Annotated in this window: 12 protein-coding genes and 3 pseudogenes; 3 read left to right on the top strand and 12 right to left on the bottom strand. The window is 60.4% G+C overall.

Annotated elements, in window-relative coordinates; genetic code table 11:
- The 9 genes and pseudogenes from ACF2JD_RS22370 to ACF2JD_RS22330 form a co-directional block, all read right to left on the bottom strand.
- Positions 1 to 1,407 (bottom strand): retention module-containing protein (locus ACF2JD_RS22370; RefSeq protein ID WP_440988176.1); only part of this gene is annotated, 1,407 nt, incomplete at its 3' end.
- Between the two features lie 269 nt (positions 1,408 to 1,676).
- Positions 1,677 to 3,602 (bottom strand): EAL domain-containing protein, encoded by a 1,926-nt coding sequence (locus ACF2JD_RS22365; protein WP_139745156.1) that lies wholly within the window; start codon positions 3,600 to 3,602, stop codon positions 1,677 to 1,679.
- A gap of 3 nt (positions 3,603 to 3,605) precedes the next feature.
- Positions 3,606 to 4,376 carry a transglutaminase-like cysteine peptidase gene (locus ACF2JD_RS22360; RefSeq protein WP_440988175.1) on the bottom strand — a complete coding sequence of 257 codons (771 nt, stop codon included), beginning with the start codon at positions 4,374 to 4,376 and terminating at the stop codon, positions 3,606 to 3,608.
- Between the two features lie 99 nt (positions 4,377 to 4,475).
- A complete protein-coding gene (locus tag ACF2JD_RS22355) occupies positions 4,476 to 5,807 on the bottom strand; it encodes a TolC family outer membrane protein (protein ID WP_139745157.1) in 1,332 nt (443 codons plus the stop codon).
- A gap of 35 nt (positions 5,808 to 5,842) precedes the next feature.
- Complete coding sequence (locus tag ACF2JD_RS22350; RefSeq protein ID WP_440988174.1) at positions 5,843 to 6,688, bottom strand: HlyD family type I secretion periplasmic adaptor subunit; 846 nt, start codon at positions 6,686 to 6,688, stop codon at positions 5,843 to 5,845.
- 5 nt (positions 6,689 to 6,693) lie between these two features.
- On the bottom strand, positions 6,694 to 6,885 hold the full coding sequence (locus ACF2JD_RS22345; protein ID WP_440988173.1) for a hypothetical protein: 192 nt from the start codon (positions 6,883 to 6,885) through the stop codon (positions 6,694 to 6,696).
- Entirely contained in the window at positions 6,873 to 7,169 is a 297-nt protein-coding gene (locus tag ACF2JD_RS22340) for a hypothetical protein (RefSeq protein WP_440988172.1), read from the bottom strand. Before ACF2JD_RS22340 ends, ACF2JD_RS22345 begins: the two co-directional genes overlap by 13 nt.
- A gap of 84 nt (positions 7,170 to 7,253) precedes the next feature.
- Positions 7,254 to 9,398, bottom strand: coding sequence for a type I secretion system permease/ATPase (locus ACF2JD_RS22335; protein ID WP_106886467.1), 2,145 nt, complete (start codon positions 9,396 to 9,398; stop codon positions 7,254 to 7,256).
- A gap of 371 nt (positions 9,399 to 9,769) precedes the next feature.
- Positions 9,770 to 10,691: pseudogene (locus ACF2JD_RS22330) on the bottom strand (TIGR01212 family radical SAM protein).
- A 600-nt stretch (positions 10,692 to 11,291) separates the two neighbouring features.
- Between ACF2JD_RS22330 and gltB the strand changes: the two are divergent.
- Together gltB and ACF2JD_RS22320 are read left to right on the top strand one after the other, a co-directional pair.
- The gene (gene gltB, locus ACF2JD_RS22325; protein ID WP_440988171.1) at positions 11,292 to 15,749 is read left to right on the top strand and encodes a glutamate synthase large subunit; all 4,458 of its coding nucleotides are present in this window, start codon (positions 11,292 to 11,294) and stop codon (positions 15,747 to 15,749) included.
- Between the two features lie 12 nt (positions 15,750 to 15,761).
- Positions 15,762 to 17,178 (top strand): annotated as a pseudogene (locus ACF2JD_RS22320) (FAD-dependent oxidoreductase).
- A gap of 80 nt (positions 17,179 to 17,258) precedes the next feature.
- Here ACF2JD_RS22320 and ACF2JD_RS22315 read toward each other — a convergent pair.
- Both ACF2JD_RS22315 and soxR read right to left on the bottom strand, forming a co-directional pair.
- Positions 17,259 to 17,837, bottom strand: a pseudogene (locus tag ACF2JD_RS22315) (O-methyltransferase).
- Between the two features lie 56 nt (positions 17,838 to 17,893).
- Complete coding sequence (gene soxR / locus ACF2JD_RS22310; protein ID WP_440988170.1) at positions 17,894 to 18,358, bottom strand: redox-sensitive transcriptional activator SoxR; 465 nt, start codon at positions 18,356 to 18,358, stop codon at positions 17,894 to 17,896.
- A gap of 66 nt (positions 18,359 to 18,424) precedes the next feature.
- Between soxR and ACF2JD_RS22305 the strand changes: the two genes are divergently transcribed.
- Positions 18,425 to 19,411 carry a questin oxidase family protein gene (locus tag ACF2JD_RS22305; protein ID WP_440988169.1) on the top strand — a complete coding sequence of 329 codons (987 nt, stop codon included), beginning with the start codon at positions 18,425 to 18,427 and terminating at the stop codon, positions 19,409 to 19,411.
- A 141-nt stretch (positions 19,412 to 19,552) separates the two neighbouring features.
- Here ACF2JD_RS22305 and ACF2JD_RS22300 read toward each other — a convergent pair whose 3' ends face one another.
- Positions 19,553 to 20,206: a DUF2913 family protein gene (locus tag ACF2JD_RS22300; protein WP_440988168.1), complete on the bottom strand. Its 654-nt coding sequence runs from the start codon at positions 20,204 to 20,206 to the stop codon at positions 19,553 to 19,555.
- Between the last annotated feature and the right edge of the window lie 46 nt (positions 20,207 to 20,252).

Here is a 20,252-nt window from a genome sequence, read left to right as displayed (position 1 = left end):
TTGCACCGTAGCGGCAGCCAGGGTCGCGCTAACTATGCCATCGCTGTCTGCACCATCCAAGGCAGGCAAGCTCTCGTCCACGCTGACCACACCCAGCTCACCGGCCCCAGGGAGCAGGCGCACGCTGGGTACATCATCCAGTATCACCACATCCAGACTGGCGCTGGTGCTGTCACCGTCGCTGTCCGTCAGCACAACATTGAAGCTTTCGGTCAGAGCAGTGTCATTGGCAGGCTGGGTGTGAGCCTCGTTATCGCTCAGGGTGTAGCTGTAAGTCACAGTGCCGGCGCCTGTCACCGGGTTGTAGCTGATGCCTGTCACCAACAGTTGATTGCCCAGAGGGCTCGGGATCGCCTGCGGGAAACTGCTGATGACCTGACCGTTACTGATGAGTACCACGCCACCCAGAGCCAGGCTCTGGATGCCATCTGCCGCATTGAAGGTGAAGGCGCCGCTCTTGGTCAGGCCGGCAGCATCCGGGCTGCTGCCATCGGCCAGTGCCGCTTCATTCAGAACAAGCTCGCCCCCTTCGACCTGCAGCCCGCCCAAGGAGACTGTCTCATCCGTGGGGGTAATGGTAATGGTCAGAGTGGAGTTATTGGTATCGTCGCCATCTGTCACTATGTAGTTGGCTGGCGGCACAGGGCCTGTGTAATTGAGTGCCGGAGTGAAGGTGTAGGAGCCGTCGGCATTGATGATGAGGGTGCCTATCCCGTCCAATGAGCTCTCGACACCGGCCAGAATGCCGATGTTGCTGCCCCAGCTATAGGAAACAATCGATGTGTCTTGAGGGCCATCCGAGTTGCTGCTGTTGAGCAACAGGTTGCCACTGATAGCTTGGTCTTCCTGGGTGACTTCAGATTCATCCAGATCATCGAGCTCATTTTCTGGCAGAAGATCGTCTTCCTGCAGCACATTCTGATCGAGCAAGGCGTCATAGCTGGTATCGAATCCGGCCTCGGCTATGGTCGCATCACCGACACGATCGATGACGACAAAGCCGCCGTTGCCACTGGCCCCCGCGACCCCGCCGATGCCGCCACCCCCACCTGCGGCAGGCGCCCCGCCGGCTGCGGCGGCTTCAAAGTCCTTGGTCGGGTCGACCCCTTGCAGGATGGATTCTTGCAAGGCCGCAATTTCTGGAGGGAGGTTGCTGTTCTCGGCCGATGATGAGGGTTGCCCTTCGGCCGGTATATCTGTCTCGGCGGGGGCGGCTGCGGCCTGCCCGGGGTTGTCATCGTAGGGTGCCAACATCAATTTCGCATCGTCGGCAATATTGAGCTTGGCGCCCGGTTGCAATATCTCACCAGGCTGGAGAGGACGGCTGCTGCCATCGGCAAGCAGGATCTGAACATTGCCTTCCACGGAAGAGACGACGACGGTTTTGTCGATGATTTGGGTGCGCATATCCATTGCTCCAGGGTGACAGATCTTGATGCCTACACTCTAGATGCGCGCCCATCGAGCTTCAGTTGCAAAAATGTACAACATTGAATCTGTTTGGCTTCATCCGATGCAGCGAATCGAATGAATGTTTTTTACACAGACAAATCAATACACTAACAACTCGCCTTTCAGCCCTTCTGCATGTTCATCGCAGCAAAGCACCTTCATATATTCTAAATGGATATAAAAAAGGGCCCTCATTGGGGCCCTTTTCAATATGATTGCGTGATTCACGGCAGTGGGAATGCCGGATGAACGAAGCCTTGATAACCGTCTATATGCAGACTGGCCAGCACCTCGACCTGCTGCTGATCCTCCACTCGGGTGGCGATGGTCGTGACACCCGCATTGTGGGCTGCTCGGCAGACCGCAGCCAGGAAGGAGGTATCGGCTCCCGGCTCCATGACCTGACTGGTATAGCCGTGATCCACCTTGACGTAGGCAGGGGCCAGCTCCTCCAGATATCCGAGGGACTGGAAGTGGCGACCATAGTGATCGACCCCCCACAGGAAGCCCTGCTCTCGCAGCACCTCGACCAGGTTGGTCACATGCTGCTTGTGTTTCATGATGGCGGCCTCAGGGATCTCGAACAGCAGTCTCTCCTTCAACTCGCCATTCACGGCCAGATAGCCGCTCAGCCAGGTCAGGAACTCATCCGAACAGAGCGACCCTGCGGTGATGTTGACCGCGAGCACCAGCTCGGATTGCTGCTTGAACAGAGGCACGCAGGCTTCCAGAACGGCCTTGTCAAACTCGGCCCCCATCTGGAACTGCTCTATGGCGGGCAAGAACTGGCCTGCGAAATAGTCGGTCCCATCCCGCGAGATGGCAGCGAACAGCTCGGCATGCAGGCGCGTACCATCATCGAAGCGACAGGCAGGCTGCGCCTTGAAGCGCCACAGGTTTCGGGCCATTGCATCCTGTACCAGATCACGCCAGGCCAGGCGCCCCATCAACCCCTGATCCGAGCCCCCTTCCATGACGACGGCACCCCGCCGCTCGTTGCGCGCCTTGCCCAGCGCATTGTCCGCCTTGGTCAGCAGGGCAGAGAGGTCATCATCGCCATCACGGCCGGCGATCCCGACCACCGAGAGCGCACCGCTCTCACCCATGGGATTGACCACCAGATCGGCGATACGACTATTGATAAGCTCCGCCAGATCCTTGAGCTGTGACAGATCATCGGTAGGACAGAGCAGGGCGTATTCGGTGGCCGAGATCCGGGCCAGCGCCGCACCATCCCAGCCGTCCAGCAGCTCCCTGAGCACCTGGGCGATGGACTTGACCATGTTGTCCCGCGCCGCATAGCCTTCCTCACGATAGAGATCGTCCAGCATGTCGACGGCCACCAGCATGACGCCCCCCTGTCCCGCTTCGGCGATCCAGGCATTGACCTGCCCCACGAAGTAGGAGCGGTTACCAAGCCCGGAGACCGCATCCACATAGACCCGGGCGCGCAGATTCTCGGCTTCATCGGCCTGCTCCTTGAACTGCACCGCCAGCTTGCTCGAGAGGGTGTTGATGGCCTGCACCACCTGTTTCAACTCGCGGCTCTTGGGCTCGGGAATGGTGTGTCCGAAGTGGTGCAGCTCTATCTCGACCGCCTGCTCGCAGATGAGCTTGAGCGGTTTGAGCAGGTAGTTGAGTGCCCGCATCAGCAGAATGGTGGTGATCAGGAAGCCCACCAGGAACCAGGTCGCCAGCTCGCTCATCCCCTTCCAGAGCTCGTAGTAGGCCTGTCCCGGATGGCCCACTATCTTCAGCTTGCCCAGTTGCAACCAGCCCGAGGTCAGAATGGATTCGTTGGATACCTCAGGGAAGAGGCCCAGCTCGATGAACCACTGCGGCACTCCCTGTATGTTGCTGCTGTTTTCCAGTTCGATGACATCCTTGGAAGCCAGCAGATCGAGGCGGACCAGTCGATAGTAGCCGCCGTCGAACACGGCCTTCATGACGGATTCGGCACTCACCTTGTCCCCGTTCTCCAGATACGGCGTCAACGCCAGACCCAGGGCGGTGGAGGTGTTGATGACTGTGGTCTCCTGCTGTTGCGCCAGATAGTTGCGGGTCGAATTGAACTGTACCCAGTAGGTGGCGGCAAACAGCAATCCGAACAGTAACAGCATGGTTGCCAATAGTTGTCTGTAGAGCGTCATAGGTTAATCATCCAAATTCACCACAGGCCGAGCCAATCGCCCTGAAGTCATGCGATTGCGTAAGTCAGTCCATAATCCCAAGCGGGATGATTGCCCGGCCAGTTCCCCTTGACCACGCGCCTTCATCAACCACAAGTGACTACCGTTAAAGCTGTAAATTGGCACCAGATCCGCCCGCTGACTGGCCGGGCGAATGGCACCGACGAGATTGTCCAGAATGAGAGGCACTGATGCGGGCGTCTCATAATAGGCAACAACCATATGAAACTGGTTATAATCCAATGCCTTGACATATACCATCCGCATTTTTTCATCCGGGATGCCAAGCTCCAGCAGCGTAAAGTATTTGGAAATGCTGAAGTCTTCACAATCTCCGCCAGCCGCCCCCAAAAACTCCAGCGGGGTAGCCCAGTAATCCTTCTTGCGCCACAGCTTGATGTCATCGATAAACCGCATCTGATTGAAAAACTGGTTCACCTTCTCCAGCTTCTGCCGCTCCGTCAGACCCGCAGCCCGGTTCTGCATGGCCAGCGTGCGCCAGCTGGTGACCCGCTTGCCTGCACGAGGGCCATAGGTCTCCTCCGCCCGCTTGACCAGCTTCAGATCTTCCGACGACAAGGGCTGGCTGGCGCTGAGCAGCAGAGGGATAGACAGCAGCACCAGCCACAACAGCTGGAGCCGCCAACGCTGCACGGGGCTGATGAGCCATGCTGGCCAGAAGAGCCCGCGGCTCCCTGCCTTGCACCACGATGTCACATGTTTCCCCTGCGGCATGCCATTGCAATCTTCAGTTGAAAGCCAAATACATAAAAGAATGACTGCAGCAAGCTGCAGCCATTTCTTCTGACTGATATGGCATCAGCACGATGACCATCAGTTGTTGTTGGCCTGCCAATCAGCGGGCTGCTGTACATTCATGGCATTGAGCAGTCCCCCGGTGGCATTGAGGATACGGTAATCCGCCAGCAGGGAGTCATACTCGGCCGTGATGTAGCTGCGGCGAGCCTCGAACAGTTCGTTCTCCGTGTTCAGCACGTCCAGCAAGGTCCGTTGTCCCAGACCAAACTGCTTCTTGTACGCCTGTACGGTGTCGTAGCTGGCGTCCACGTGCTCTTTCAGGAAGACTTTCTGCTTGGCCAGCGACTCCTTGGCATTCCAGGCGAGGCGGGTCCCCTCTTCCACCTGACGGAAGGCATTCAGGTGAATGTCTTTTGCCTGGGAATAGAGTGCCGAGGTGGCCTTGCTTTCAGCCAGATCGGAGCCGCCACGGAACAGGTTGTAACGCATCCGGACCATGGCGGTGAGGTCGTCGTTGCGTCCTTTGACCGCATCGATGTCCTCGTTCCAGTTCTGATCCACCTCGAAGGCCACGTTCGGGTAGAACCCGGACTTGGATCCTTCATGCTGATACTTGGCCTCTTCGATGTCTTGCAGGGAGGACAGCAGGGTCGGGTGAACCTCGGTGGCCGTCTTCAGCGCGTCCTCCAGAGTGGCCGGGATCAACTGGCTGTTGGGAGCCGGCTGCACCAGATCCTTGGGCACCTCATTCACGACCCGGATGAACTCGCTCTCGGCATCCCGATAGTTGTTCTCTGCGGCCGCCTGGTTGGAATAGGCACGTGCCACACGACCATCTATCTGGGTCTGGTCCGCGGTCGAGCCCAGACCTGAGTCTGTCCGTTTCTGGATGTCGCTGCGGATCTGCTCGTGGGTTTCCAGGTTCTGCTTGGACAGCTCCAGGATCTCCTGCTGACGCAGCATGTTGAGGTACACCTCGGCCACACGCAGCGCCGTGTTCTCCGCTTCGGAGATCATGGCCAGACGCTGGGCCTGGGCTGCGGCATCGGTCCGGGCCACGTTGCTGCTGACATCGAAGCCGTCAAACAGCATCTGGCGCAGGCTGATCCCGGCCTCTTTACGAGTCATGGAATCATCGATCGTCTGCGAGTTGGCAGGTGCCGCACGGGTCGAGGGGCTGTCGGTCTTCTCGTAACCAACGCCGCCACGCAGATCTATGGTGGGATAGTAGCCGCCCTTGGCTCCATCATGCTGGTACAGTCGTGCCTGATAGAGATCAAAAGCTTCCTTGATTTTTGGATGGGTAGCCAGTGACTGTGCCACTGACTGTTCCAGTGTCTGTGCCTGGCTCAGGCCCGGGAACAGTATGGTGCCACTAACCAGCATGGCAACAATCGTCTTCTTCATGGTATCTCCAGTCATGTTGTTTTTAGATTGTTGGCTTATCGTTCTCTCAGTGCCGACTGCTTAGCCCGCAGGATGGGCTTGAGCAAGTAGTCTAGGACACTTTTTTTGCCAGTAATGATATCTGCACTGGCTAACATACCGGGGATGATGGGAAGTGCGTTAAGCTCATCGCCCAGATAACTCTTCTCGGTACGCACCCGAACCAGATAGAAGGAGTTGCCCTCCTCATCCTGGATCGAGTCGGCACTTATCTGTTCAACCTTGCCATGTAAACCTCCATAAACAGTGAAATCATAAGCGGTTATCTTGACCACGGCCTCCAGCCCGGGTCGCAGGAAGGCGATGTCCTTGGGTGATACCTTGGCTTCCACCAGCAGGGTATCCTCCAGCGGCACTATCTCCATCAGATCCATGCCAGGCTGCACGACCCCTCCCAGGGTATTGATCTTGAGCTTCTTGATGGTGCCCTTGAGCGGTGCTATCACGCTGGTACGATCGACCCTGTCCCGCAGACCGACCTGGCCTTCGGACAACTGGCTCAGCTTGCCCTGGCGTTCGTTGAGCTCGGTCTGGGAGTCTGCTCTGAACTTCAAGCGCAATATCATTACGCTTGGAGATGGTCTCACGCAGTACCGAATTGAGTTTTGGAATAAGCAGACGGTTGCTCTCCAGCTCCCCTGCATCTCGTTGACCTGCCGCTCCAGTTTGATTAGCTCCACTTGAGGCACTATACCCTCTTTCGCCAGCGGACGGCTGATATTCAGCTCTTGTCTGGCCAGTTCCACACTGCGGTTCACAGTGCGGATCTTGGCATTCAGTTCAATCAGCTCCTGCTCTTTCTGCTCGATTTGCTGACCAAGAATATAGAGCTGATTCTTCAAGTTATTTAGGCGATCTTTTTGTACAGAGCGCTCACGGTTGCGTATTCGGCAAAGACGGTTTCATAACCATCGGGAAACTGGATGGGCGCTTCGCCTACCACTACCTGCTCACGCCACCCGAGTGCCGGGTCGTTTTTCACCTCGACACTGGCCATCTCGGCGCGCAGACGGGCCACATCCCCCTTCAGGGTGACCACCTCCTGCTCACGTTCCCTAAAATCGGAGCGGAAACGGGTGTCATCGATACGCAGCAGCGGCTGCCCCTTTTCTCGACTATATCCCCCTCCTTGACGAAGATCTCCTTGACGATCCCCCCTTCCAGGTTCTGGATCACCTGCAGCTGGCGGGACGGAATGACCTTGCCCTGACCGACGGTGACCTCGTCAAGCTCGGCCCAGGCGGCCCAGACTATGGCACTCATGAAAAACAGGAAACAGCACCACAACAGGATGCGGGCTCCGGTCGGTGTGCTCAGCAGCACAGCTGCCGCGCGCCGTCATCGACAAACTCCAGATGCTCGGGTGCTGGCAACACTGTGTCTGGTGCCGTTTTCTTGAACCAATTGTTAGCCATTGGCCGTCTCCTGCACCCGCACCTTGCCTTCCTTCAGTTGTTGCAGCACCGTCTCCTTGGGGCCGTCAGCCACTATCTTCCCCTGTTCCACGACGATGACCCGGGAGGCCACGTCCAGCATGGAGGTCTTGTGGGTAATGAGGATCAGCGTGGTTTCAGGACCCAGCCTTGCCAGCTCCTGCTTCACATGCATCTCTGACTGGTTGTCCATGTTGGACGTCGGCTCATCCATCACCAGGATGGGGGGATCGTTGAGCAGGGCACGGGCCAGCAAAATGGCCTGTCGCTGACCACCTGAGAGCTGACGCCCCCCCTCGCCTATCTGCCGGTCCAGCCCATTGGGATCCCGATTGGTAAAGTTGGTGACGCCGGCCCGCTTGGCGGCGCGCACAACCCGGGCATCATCCACCAGCGGGTTGCCCAGCATGATGTTATCTCGCACCGAGCCAAAGAAGAGGGTCACGTCCTGCGGCACACAGCCGATGTTGCGACGGATGGCGGCCGGCGCCAGCTGATCCAGCTCGAAGCCATCGAGGCGCACCAGACCGTCCGTCGGTCGGTAGAGCCCCATCAGCAGCTTCTCAAGGGTGGTCTTGCCCGCCCCGATCCGCCCTATGATGGCCACCTTCTCCCCCGGCTCGATACGCAGATTGATGTTGTGCAGTGTGCTGCTTTCCATGCCCGGGTATTTGAAGGAGACGTTTTCGAACTCGATGCGGCCCTGGATGATGGGGTGGTGAATGTACTGCTTGCCCTCCTCCTGCTCGCCCGGCGTCATCATGATCTTCTCCAGGATCTCCAGGGCGGACTTGGCCTGGTTGTAGCGGGTCGACAGCACGGAGAGTTGTACCATGGGCGCAATGGCGCGGCTGGACAACATGACGGCGGCGATCATGCCACCCATGGTCACCAGCCCTTCGGAGATCTGGTAGACCCCGACGATGACCAGCCCCACGGTCACCACCTGCTGGATGTAACTCGCCAGAGAGGACATGGAGTTGGTGATGCGACGGGTCTGCACGCCCCAGGTCGAGATGTGGGACACAGCCTGCTCCCAGCGGTGCTGGAACATGCTCTCGGCGCCGAAGATCTTGACGGTCTCGAGGCCGGAGATGCTTTCGATCAGATTGGCGTTCTTCTGGGAGGCCAGGCGGGAGCCCTCCTCGATGGACTGCTTGAGCGGTGCCTGGATATAGAAGCTGTAGGCCACCAGGATCAGCATGGCGACGATGGGTACCACCACCATGACACCGGCAAACAGCCAGATGATGAAGAGGAAGAAGACCGCAAACGGCAGATCAATCAGGGTCGATACGGTGGCGGAGGTGAAGAACTCCCGTACCGATTCAAACTCCTGCAGATGCTTGGCGAACGCCCCCGTCGAGGCAGGACGGGACTCCATCTTCATCCCCATGACCTTGGCAAAGATCTTGGCCGACAGCAGCACATCCGATTTCTTGCCGGCAATGTCGATGAAGTAGCTGCGCAACTGGCGCATCACGAAGTCAAAGGTGAACACCACCATGGCCCCTACCGCCAGCACCCAGAGGGAGTCGAACGCCAGATTGGGCACTATCTTGTCGTAGACATTCATGGTGAACAGAGGGCTGGCCACCGCAAAGAGGTTGATGAGAATGGAGGCAATCAGCACATCGCGATAGATGCCGCGAGATTCAAACAGCGTGCTCCAGAACCAGTGACCATCCCGGGTCTCCAGCACCTTGGGGGAGCGTTCATCGAACTTGAACTGCTTCTTGACGAAGAACAGCCTGCCGTTGTACTCGTCGCCCAGCTGGGCTGTGCTGACCCACTGCGCCGCATCACCGGCCTGGGGGAAGATGACCTTGGCCTGGCTCCTGTCCTTGTTCCACTCCAGCAGGATGCAGGCGCCGCCCTGCCGCGTCTGCAAGACGCAGGGCAACAGCAGGGGAGAGATGTTTTCGAGTGGCTGGATCACCTCACGGGCGGACAAACCGCCACGCTCGGCAGCGCGACTGAAGAGCGCCGTACTCAGACGGCCCGAGACCAGTGGCAAGCCCGTGGTGAGGGCATCCTGACTATTGGGTACGCCATAAAAACGGGTCAAAAAGACCAGGCATTCCAATAGTTCATCTATATGGCTGGTTTCTGCTTGCATAGCATCCTGTCAAAACATGATTCAGACGGTTGTCGCAGGGAAATCATCACCCGGAACCTGGTGGCGACCTGTGAATGCAGAGCAGATCCCATCATCGCGAACCGACAACCCAATTAGCGCACTGGGCAATGACATCCAATGCCATCGCCAGACTCACACATCGTCAAGCCGGGAAGAGAGGAGCCACGCACGTCATCTGATGACGGCAAGGAGTGCGAGATATCCTGCCCGGTCCATTAATTACTAAAGAGTTATTGATAACAATATCTTTTTCAAGCCGACCATCTTATCAAGGCGACTTGAACGAAACTATACTGCAAAGACTGAATTTCATCTAATAACCCTCTGTTTTTTTAATGAAATTAGAGTCGTCACTCATTAAAAGGAGCGAGCGAGAAGGGTCGGCCCAGGGCAGCTCCCTGGGGGCCTGATCGAGTCAGTTCAGCGGCAATTTCTGCCATGGCGGTCCAGCGATTTTCACACCAGGCTGGGGCCAGCAGGGTCGGACGGCGTGCCGACGCCGAGATCCGGTGATAGACCACCTCGGGGGGCGTGTGCTGGATCATGGCCACAGCCGCCTCCACATAGTGTTCCAGCGTCAGCACCTCCAGCCGCCCTGCCTGCCACACCTTGCCAAGGGTACTGCCCTCAACTACATGTAGCGGATGCAACTTGATCCCCTCCACGCCAGTCGCAACGATGCGATGCAGGGTATCGAGGCTGTCCATGGGCACCTCGCCCGGCAGGCCAACGATCAGATGGGCACATACCTTGATACCGCGCTGATGGGCACGTCTTACCGCATCCTCATAAGCGGCATAACCGTGGCCGCGATTGATCCGTTGCAGTGTCTTGTCGCTTGCACTTTGCAGCCCCAGCTCCAGCCACACCTCGTAGCCACGGGCCTGATAGCCCGCCAGCAGATCCAGTACCGCATCCGGCACGCAATCGGGCCGGGTCCCGACACAGAGCCCCACCATGTCGCTGACCGACAACGCCTCCTCATACATGCGCTGCAGGTATTCCACCTCGGCATAGGTGCTCGTATAGGCCTGAAAGTAGGCGAGATAGCGCTTGGCACGGGTCACTTCGTCCCGGCGCGCCAGCAGTTGTTGCACCACTGAGAGCTGCTGGGTCGATTCGTCGGCGAAAGAGGAGACATTGCAGAAGGTGCAGCCGCCGCGGCCCAGGGTGCCGTCCCGGTTCGGGCAGGTGAAGGCGCCGTGGATGGAGAGTTTGTGGATCTTCTGGCCGTGACGCTGCTTGAGTATTGATGAGTTCGTGTAACTGCATGACACCTCCAATATGAGCTGTCATTGTACTGGCAGAGGCTCCCCGCCAGGCTGAGCTGGATCAAGCCGCCCCGCCCCCAAAAACCATATAAATATTCACATTGCGTGCGATAAATACCCACAGATGGGGTTTTAAGGTTACTTTTGGAAACCACAGACCTTCGACAAAAAGGGGAAAGTGGAACGATACCTCCCCTCTAACCGGCTGTTAGCACTGCAAAAATCTCGCCTAGCCCGCAACCGGATAAATGCAAGACGCAGGATCCTGAAATGTGATCCCCGCCCGCCCCCGACGGGATGAATTGGTAAAATTACTACAGTTCAGCGCCGCAAAGCAGTCAACCACCAAATCCATCATTATTAGTTCAATCAACTTTAAAAAATAAAGTTCATAGATTTTTGTATAGCAAAAACTGGATTGAGTCTCTGAAACCCGCATTTTGTTATGGCGGTGTAACATTGCAAACAAGCGGGATGTCCAATTGACCTTGCCCGAAAATCCCATTAGTTTGGAGATTCGCCACCTCAGGCGGACGGAACCACAAGAGCCAATCGCAATTTATGCAGTTTGCGGTGGAAGGCCGAGCAAGGGAGAAATGCAATGTCACTATATGATCCAAAGCTGGAGAGGGATAACTGTGGCTTCGGCCTGTTGGCCCACATGGAAGGGGAAGCCAGCCACAAGCTTGTCCGTCTCGCGATGTCAGCCTTGGCTCGCATGCAGCACCGCGGCGGCATCTCCGCCGACGGCAAGACCGGCGATGGCTGTGGTCTGCTGCTGCAAAAACCGGACAGCTTCTATCGCGCTGTCGCCGAAGAGAAGGGATGGCACCTGGGCCGCAACTATGCGGTCGGCATGCTGTTCCTGAACCCGGACCCCGTATTGGCCCAAGCCACCCGCGACATCATCGACGAGGAGCTGGAAAGAGAGACCCTGAGTCTGGTCGGTTGGCGCAAGGTGCCCATCGATACCAATGTGCTCGGTCCCATCGCCAAGGCGTCCCTGCCAAGCATTGAACAGGTCTTTGTCAACGCGCCGCCAGGCTGGGTCGACAAGGATCTCGAGCGGCGCCTTTATATAGTGCGCCGCCGCATCGAGAAGCGCATCAGCGACGACTACTTCTATGTGGTCAGCCTCTCCAACCTGGTCACCGTCTATAAAGGACTGTGCATGCCGGTGGATTTGCCGCGCTTCTATCTGGATCTCGCCGACATCCGCATGCAGGCCGCCATCTGCGTGTTCCACCAGCGCTTCTCCACCAACACCAGCCCGCGCTGGCCGCTGGCGCAACCCTTCCGTTATCTCGCCCACAACGGCGAGATCAACACCATCGCCGGCAACCGCCAGTGGGCCAAGGCGCGCAGCTACAAGTTCGCCACCCCGCTGATCCCTGACTTGCAAGAGGCGGCTCCCTTCGTCAACACCACGGGATCGGATTCCTCCAGCCTCGACAACATGCTGGATCTCTTCCTGGCCGGTGGCATGGACCTGTTCAGGGCCATGCGCCTGCTGATCCCGCCTGCATGGCAAAAACACCCGAACATGGATGACGACCTGCGCGCCTTCTATGACTTCAACTCCATGCACATGGAGCCCTGGGATGGCCCGGCCGGCATCGTCATGACCGATGGCCGCTACGCCACCTGCGCCCTGGACCGTAACGGCCTGCGCCCGGCCCGCTACGTCATCACCAAGGACAAGTTCATCACCCTCGCGTCTGAGGTCGGCACCTGGGACTACACCCCGGACGAGGTGCTGGAGAAGGGCCGAGTCGGCCCGGGCGAGCTGTTCGTGGTGGATACCAGCAACGGCAAGGTGTGGACCAGCTTCGAGATCGATGACGATCTCAAGAGCCGCCACACCTACAAGCAGTGGATGGACAAGCACTGCAAGCGACTGGTGCCGTTCGAGCAGATGGATGACGCCAGCACAGGCGCCCGCGAGCTCCCTGACGATCAGCTCAAGACCTATCAGAAACTGTTCGGCTACTCCTACGAGGAGCTGGATCAGATCATCCGCGTGCTCGGCGAGAACGGCCAGGAGGCGGTGGGCTCCATGGGGGATGACACCCCGATGGCGGTGCTCTCCTCCAGCCAGCGTACCCTGTACGACTACTTCCGCCAGATGTTCGCCCAGGTGACCAACCCGCCCATAGATCCGCTGCGGGAAAACCACGTCATGTCGCTGGCCACCTGTATCGGCCGCGAGCAGAACGTGTTCAACGAGACCTTCGGCCACGCCCACAGGGTGCTGTTCCAGTCGCCTATCCTGCTCTACTCCGACTTCCACCAACTGCTGGCACTGGAAGGGGAGCACTACCGTCATGCGGTGCTGAGCCTCAACTACCAGCCCGAAGAGGGGCTGCAGGCAGCGCTGGAGCGGCTCTGTGCCGACGCGGCCGACAAGGCGCGCAATGGCACCGTGCTGCTGGTGCTGTCTGACCGAGACATCAGTGCCGACACCTTGCCCATCCCGGCCGCCATGGCGGTGGGCGCGGTGCAACGCACCCTGGTGGACAACAACCTGCGCTGCGACGCCAACATACTGGTGGAGACCGCGAGCGTGCGCGACCCGCACCACTTCGCAGTGCTGCTGGGCTTTGGCGCCACCGCCATCTATCCCTATCTCGCCTACGAGACCCTGGCCAAACAGGTCGAGGAAGGGGTGCTGAAGATGAGCCTGCGCCAGGCCATGCTCAACTACCGCAACGGCATCAACAAGGGCCTCTACAAGGTGATGTCCAAGATGGGCATCAGCACTGTGGCAAGCTACCGCTGCTCCCAGCTGTTCGAAGCCGTGGGTCTGTCCAGCTCCGTGGTCGAGCTCTGCTTCCGCGGCGTATCCAGCCGCATTCAGGGGGCCGACTTTACCGACATCCAGCAGGATCAGGTCAATCTGGCACGCCAGGCCTGGCTCGGCCGCAAGCCACTGACCCAGGGCGGGCTGCTCAAGTTCGTCCACGGCGGCGAGTACCACACCTACAACCCGGACGTGGTGCAGACCCTGCAAGTGGCGGTGCGCTCCGGCAACTACGCCGATTACAAGGAGTACGCGCGTCTCGTGAACGAGCGCCCCGTCGCCACCTTGCGCGATCTGCTCGTCCTCAAGCAGGGAACGACGCCGGTTGCGCTGGAACAGGTCGAGCCCGCCGCCAAGCTGTTCCCCCGCTTCGACTCCGCCGCCATGTCCATAGGCGCGCTGGGCCCCGAGGCGCATGAGGCGCTGGCGGTGGCCATGAACCGCCTCGGCGGTCAGAGCAACTCTGGCGAAGGCGGTGAAGATCCCAAGCGCTTTGGTACCGAGAAGAATTCGCGCATCAAGCAGGTGGCCTCGGGGCGCTTCGGCGTCACTCCGCACTACCTGATGAACGCGGACGTGGTGCAGATAAAAGTGGCCCAGGGCGCCAAGCCCGGTGAAGGCGGCCAGCTGCCCGGTGACAAGGTGACGGCCCAGATTGCCAAGCTGCGTTATTCGGTGCCCGGCGTGACCCTGATCTCCCCGCCGCCGCACCACGACATCTACTCCATCGAGGACTTGGCCCAGCTCATCTTCGACATCAAGCAGATCAACCCGGACTGCCTAGTGTCAGTCAAGCTGGTGTCCGAGCCCGGCGTCGGCACCATCGCCTGCGGCGTAGCCAAGGCCTATGCCGACTTCATCACAGTCTCCGGTTATGACGGCGGCACAGGTGCCAGCCCGCTGAGTTCAGTCAAATATGCCGGCTCCCCCTGGGAGCTGGGGCTGGCCGAAACCCAGCAGGCCCTGGTGGCCAACGGTCTGCGCCACAAGGTGCGGCTGCAGGTGGATGGCGGTCTCAAAACCGGTCTGGACATCATCAAGGCGGCCATCCTCGGCGCCGAGAGCTTCGGTTTCGGCACCGGCCCCATGGTGGCGCTCGGCTGCAAATACCTGCGCATCTGCCACCTGAACAACTGCGCCACCGGCGTCGCCACCCAGGATGAGAAGCTGCGCCGCGAGCACTTCACCGGCCTGCCGGAGATGGTGATGAACTACTTCAAGTTCATCGCCGAAGAGACCCGGGAGCTGATGGCAGAGCTCGGCGTCACCCAGCTGACCGACCTCATCGGTCGTACCGACCTGCTGGAAGCCCTGCCCGGCCTCACCGCCCGTCAGGCCAAGCTGGACTTGTCCGGCATTCTGGCAAGCCCGGTGGCACCGGCAGGCTCCAGCCTGTTCAGCCAGCAGCACAACCCGACTTTCGACAAGGGCCCGCTCAACCTCAAGATGGTGGACGACCTGCTGGAGGCGGTGGAAAACATGAGCGGTGGCGAGTTCCGCTACGACATCCGCAACACGGATCGCTCGGTGGGTGCGCGCCTGTCCGGCGAGATAGTCAAACGTCACGGCAACCAGGGCATGGCCGCCGATCCGGTACGGGTGCACTTCAACGGTACCGCAGGCCAGAGCTTCGGCGTCTGGAACGCCGGCGGCCTCGAGATGATACTCACGGGTGACGCCAACGACTACGTGGGCAAGGGGATGACCGGTGGCAAGCTGGTGGTCAAACCCCATGTCGGTGTGGCCTTCAAGTCCCACGAGGCGGCCATCATAGGCAACACCTGCCTCTATGGCGCCACCGGCGGCAAGCTCTACGCCGCAGGCACCGCGGGCGAGCGCTTCGCGGTGCGCAACTCGGGGGCCCTGGCGGTGGTCGAGGGGATTGGCGACAACGGCTGTGAATACATGACAGGCGGCATCGTCACCATACTCGGCACCACGGGCGTCAACTTCGCGGCCGGCATGACAGGGGGCTTTGCCTACGTGCTGGACGAGTGCGGCAACTTTGCCAAGCGTACCAACCCCGAGCTGGTGGAACTGCTGGACGTGGCGGACCTTGCCATCCATCAGGAGCACCTGCGCGGCATCATCACGGCGCACCTCAATGAAACAGGCAGCTCGCGCGCCGAGGAGATACTGGCCAACTTCGACTCCTATGTGCCCAAGTTCAGGCTGATCAAGCCCAAGTCCAGCGACGTCAAGTCCCTGCTTGGCCACACCAGCCGCTCTAGTGCAGAACTCAGAATCCAGGCGCAATAAGGAGGGAACCCTATGAGCCAGAACGTATTCCAGTTTATCGATGTCCAGCGGGTCGACCCGCCCAAGAAGCCGCTCAAGATCCGCAAGATCCAGTTTGTGGAGATCTACGAGCCCTTCAACCAGGCCCAGGTCGGCATGCAGGCGGATCGCTGCCTCGACTGCGGCAACCCCTATTGCGAGTGGAAGTGCCCGGTGCACAACTACATCCCCAACTGGCTGAAACTGGCCAACGAGGGACGCATCCTGGAGGCGGTGGAGCTCTCCCACCAGACCAACAGCCTGCCGGAGGTGTGCGGCCGGGTCTGCCCGCAAGACAGACTCTGTGAGGGTGCCTGCACCCTCAACGACAGATTCGGCGCCGTGACCATAGGCAACATCGAAAAATACATCACCGACAAGGCGTTCGAGATGGGCTGGCGCCCGGATCTCTCCAAGGTGGTGAAGACCGACAAGCGGGTCGCCGTCATCGGCGCCGGCCCGGCCGGCCTCGCCTGTGCCGACGTGCTGGCGCGCAACGGCGTCACCCCAGTGGTGTTTGACAAGTACCCGGAGATCGGCGGCCTGCTGACCTTCGGCATCCCCTCCTTCAAGCTGGAAAAAGAGGTGATGCAGCGTCGTCGCGAGATCTTCGAGGGCATGGGGGTGGAGTTCCGTCTCGAGACCGAAGTGGGTCGTGACGTCACCTTCGCCGACCTCCTGGGCGAGTTCGATGCCGTCTTCCTCGGGGGTCGGCACCTACAAGTACATGAAGGGCGGCTTTGCCAACGAAGAGGCGCCGGGAGTCTACGACGCCCTGCCCTACCTCATCTCCAACGCCAACCGCTTGCTGGGCTTTGAGAAGGCACAGAGCGATTACATCGACTTCGCCGGCAAACAGGTGGTGGTGCTGGGCGGTGGCGATACCGCCATGGACTGCGTGCGCACCGCCATCCGTCAGGGTGCGGACAAGGTGATCTGCGCCTACCGTCGCGATGCCGAGAACATGCCGGGCTCCAAGCGGGAGGTGAAGAACGCCCAGGAGGAAGGGGTGGAATTCATGTTCAACCTCCAGCCGGTCGGCGTGGAGCTGGACGCCCAGGGCCGCACCTGCGGCATCAAGGTAGTGAGCACCGAGCTCAGTGCGCCCGATGCCAACGGTCGTCGCAATCCTGTGGTGATCGAGGGCTCCGAACAGGTGCTGGCAGCCGATGCGGTGGTGATGGCCTTTGGCTTCCAGCCCAACCCCCAGCCCTGGATGCGTGATCACGGTATCGAGCTCGACAGCCGGGATCGCATCAAGGCCCCCGAGAAGGCCGAACATGCCTTCCAGACCAGCAATCCCAAGGTGTTTGCCGGTGGCGATGCGGTGCGCGGTTCGGATCTGGTGGTGACTGCCATCTACGAGGGCCGCAAGGCCGCCGAAGGGATCATGGACTACCTGGCCGTGTAAGCTGCCATCCAAGCCTCCCCAAGCAAACAGCCCCGCCAACGCGGGGCTGTTTTTTTATGCCTGACTCTCGGTGATGCGCCCTAGCGTCTCACCACCAGAAACTCCCCCTTGCCCACCGGCACCAGCGAGGTCAGAAAATCGGGATCGCGCCTCACCTGCGCCATCCAGTCCCGCATCTCGCTCTCATGGGAGATGGCATTGTCCACCACCAGCAGGCCGCGAGGGGCAAGCAGGCGCCGTATTTCGGGCCACCATCCCTGATAGTGCTGGCGATCGGAGTCCAGGAAGATGAGCTGATAACCCGCCGTCGGCAGGCTGGGGAACAGGCTGCCCACCTCCCCCGCCAGCTGATCAATCCCGGGTTCGAGTCCGGCGTGCTCAAAGTTGAGGGCGGCCATGGCCCGTTTACTCTCGCCCAGCTCTATGGTGGTGACCCGGCCATCCAGTCTCTTCACCGCTTCCGCCAGCCAAAGGGTGGAGTAACCGTTTGAAGTACCTATCTCAAGCACCGCCTGCGCGCCCCTCGTCTGTACCAGCAGCGCCAGCAGTTCGCCGGTGTCACGGGTGATGTTGAGCATCTTGCGGCCCCGGGATGGCTGCGCCTCGTCATGCTGTTAGCCAAATCGCTCCAGCTCCCGTTTGAGTTGTTCCAGATCCATGTTTCCTCCTTGAAAGTCATCCAGGCTGCCCCGGCACTGCCCATGGCCTGCGCGGTTCAATCGGTGGCGGGGGGCAGATCCCCCAGCAAGTAACGAGGGCCGCACCCCTGGCCTGCGGCACTGTCCCCCGGGTTGTAGAGGGCGCAATGCTCGAGCGACAGACAGCCACAGCCGATGCAGGCGCTGAGCTTGCGCTTCATCAGTTGCAGGGCGGCGATGCGGCTGTCCAGTAGCGTTTGCCACTGACCGGCGATCCGCTCCCAGTCGTGGCGATCCGGCGTGCGACCATCGGGCAGCCCGCTGAGGGCCCCGGCTATCTCCTCGAGGCTTAAGCCCATCCCTTGCGCCACCCGGATAAAGGCGATACGACAAAGGACATCCTGCGGGTAGAGACGTCGGCCGCCTTCGCTGCGCAGGCTCTGGATCAGCCCCTTCTGCTCGTAGAAGCGCAGGGCGCTGGCGTTCACGCCGGCACGTTTGGCTATCTGGCCTATGGCCAGCCACTTACGATCCGATCTCATCCTTGATCTCAAGTTAACTTCAACTTGCATAATCCTGTCTCCCCTGACAAAAGGAGTCAAACGCTAATGGATCATCTCTACGCTCTGCTCGATGCCAACCAGGCCTTCGCCCTCAATGGTCGCGGCACCACCAACCACTGCCCCATGGCGCTGCACGCCCTGCACGAGATGGGGGCCAGCCCCCGGCAGTTGCAGCGCTTCTTTACCCACTGGCAGACCACTCAAGCCCTGCCAAGCGGGGTGGACAACCAGGGCGAAGAGGAGGAGGCCCTGTTCGTGGCACTGCGCCAGCAACTGCTGACCCGATTCGCCGAAGAGGGCTGGCTGCCATGCTTCGAAGAGCTGCTGGCGCAGCGCTTCTCCCCGGCAGGAGGCGCCTTCCATCCCCTCATTCGCTTCGCCTGTGCGCTGGAAAACGGCCACTTAGGGGAGCAGGCGGCGGCGCTGGCCGCCTGGCAATGCAAGGCCCTGATCCTGCCTGCCGGCACGGGGGCCCCTAGCCGGGACGTCACCCGCCTGCTGGCGGGGCTGTTGGCCCATTGGGAGGGGTCACGCTGGGAGGGAGACTGGATCACCGCCCGCCTGCGGCAGGTGGCGGCCAATCCCCGCTGGCCGGACGCGCTGCCGCAAAGCCTCGATAACGGGCAGGATGTGCTGGCACAGCTGGCCGAGGCCGCCCTGCCCCTCTACTGGCAGAGCGGCAACTTCACAGTCTTGCACCTGGTGACCGGCAGCCGGGCCGCCGCCATAGTCGCCCGTCACCTGCCGGATGAGCTGAAAGACGCCTGGCAGAGCCTGATGTGGCAGGCGGTGGCCGCTGCCTATGTCACAGTCGGGGCGCCGGCGCAGCACGCCCAGCACTGGCCGGATACAACCGGGCTGGCTTGGGCGCAGGTGTTGCCGCGGGCGATCGAGAGCCTGGACGACCACGTGATCAAGCTGGTGCACTGCTGCTGGCGGGATCAGGCCCGCTCGCCCCATTATCTGGCGATCGCCGCCCGCGCTGTGGGATTGCTCGGCGCGGCGTCTCCCCTCCCCCAGGGCGCGTCATAGCGCAGACGACAGGTCGCGGCGGATCCTGGATCAGAGTCAGCTCACCCTGCATCCATGGCCTGTACGACGATCAGCCATAAAAAACCCCGGCACAGGGCCGGGGTAGTGAGACTGGCATGAACGTCAGGGCGCCGATCAGGCTTAGCCCTCGGCCAGCAGCGCCAGGGCGGGCTGGGCATTGCCCGGCACCAGACGGTAGGCCTTGTGGTGCTTGACCAGGGTGGCCTTCTTGTCGCCCTGGCTCAGCAGCAGGCCCTGCTTGAAGGCCGCCTGTGCCAACTGTTTTTCATCCCCGCGCACATAGAGGGTAAGAGGCTTCACCAGCTCTCCCCCCTCGATATGGCCCTGATACTCGCTAGCCGAGATGACCAGGCTGGATTGACCCTGGCTCAGCAGCCGCTGTTTGGCGCTCAGCTCGCTGTCGGTAAACACCAGCCAACCCGCGCTCTCCAGCTCGGCGACCAGGGTGGCGAGCCTGGCGCCCAACTGCCCGGGCTCGACCATGGCCCGGCCGTACTGGCAGACGATGAGCGAAAGCAGCCCCTTGAGATCGGCTCCGGCTCCCAGGGTGCGGCCCAGCTGAACCCAGGCTTTCAAATCCTCCATCACCAGGCGGGAGAAGCGCTTCTCCTTGAGGGAGTCCGCCATCCAGGTGCAGAGGAAGTGGCTCTCTTGCGCCGGGGTGCGCTTGCCCGCCTTCTGCTCTGCGGTACGGGCCAGCTCGGCCAGGCTCTGGGTGGCCATGTCGAGCAGGGCCTGATTGTAATCTTGCGGGTTCTTGACTGGCGGGATCATCGCACGTCCTCTGGGTGATCGGTAAACAGCATCAAGGCGCCAACGG

This window comes from Aeromonas ichthyocola (genome assembly GCF_046087985.1).
Classification (GTDB): domain Bacteria; phylum Pseudomonadota; class Gammaproteobacteria; order Enterobacterales; family Aeromonadaceae; genus Aeromonas; species Aeromonas rivipollensis.
The sequence above is the reverse complement of the archived record's forward strand: the minus strand, read 5'-3'. Positions and strand labels throughout refer to the sequence as shown.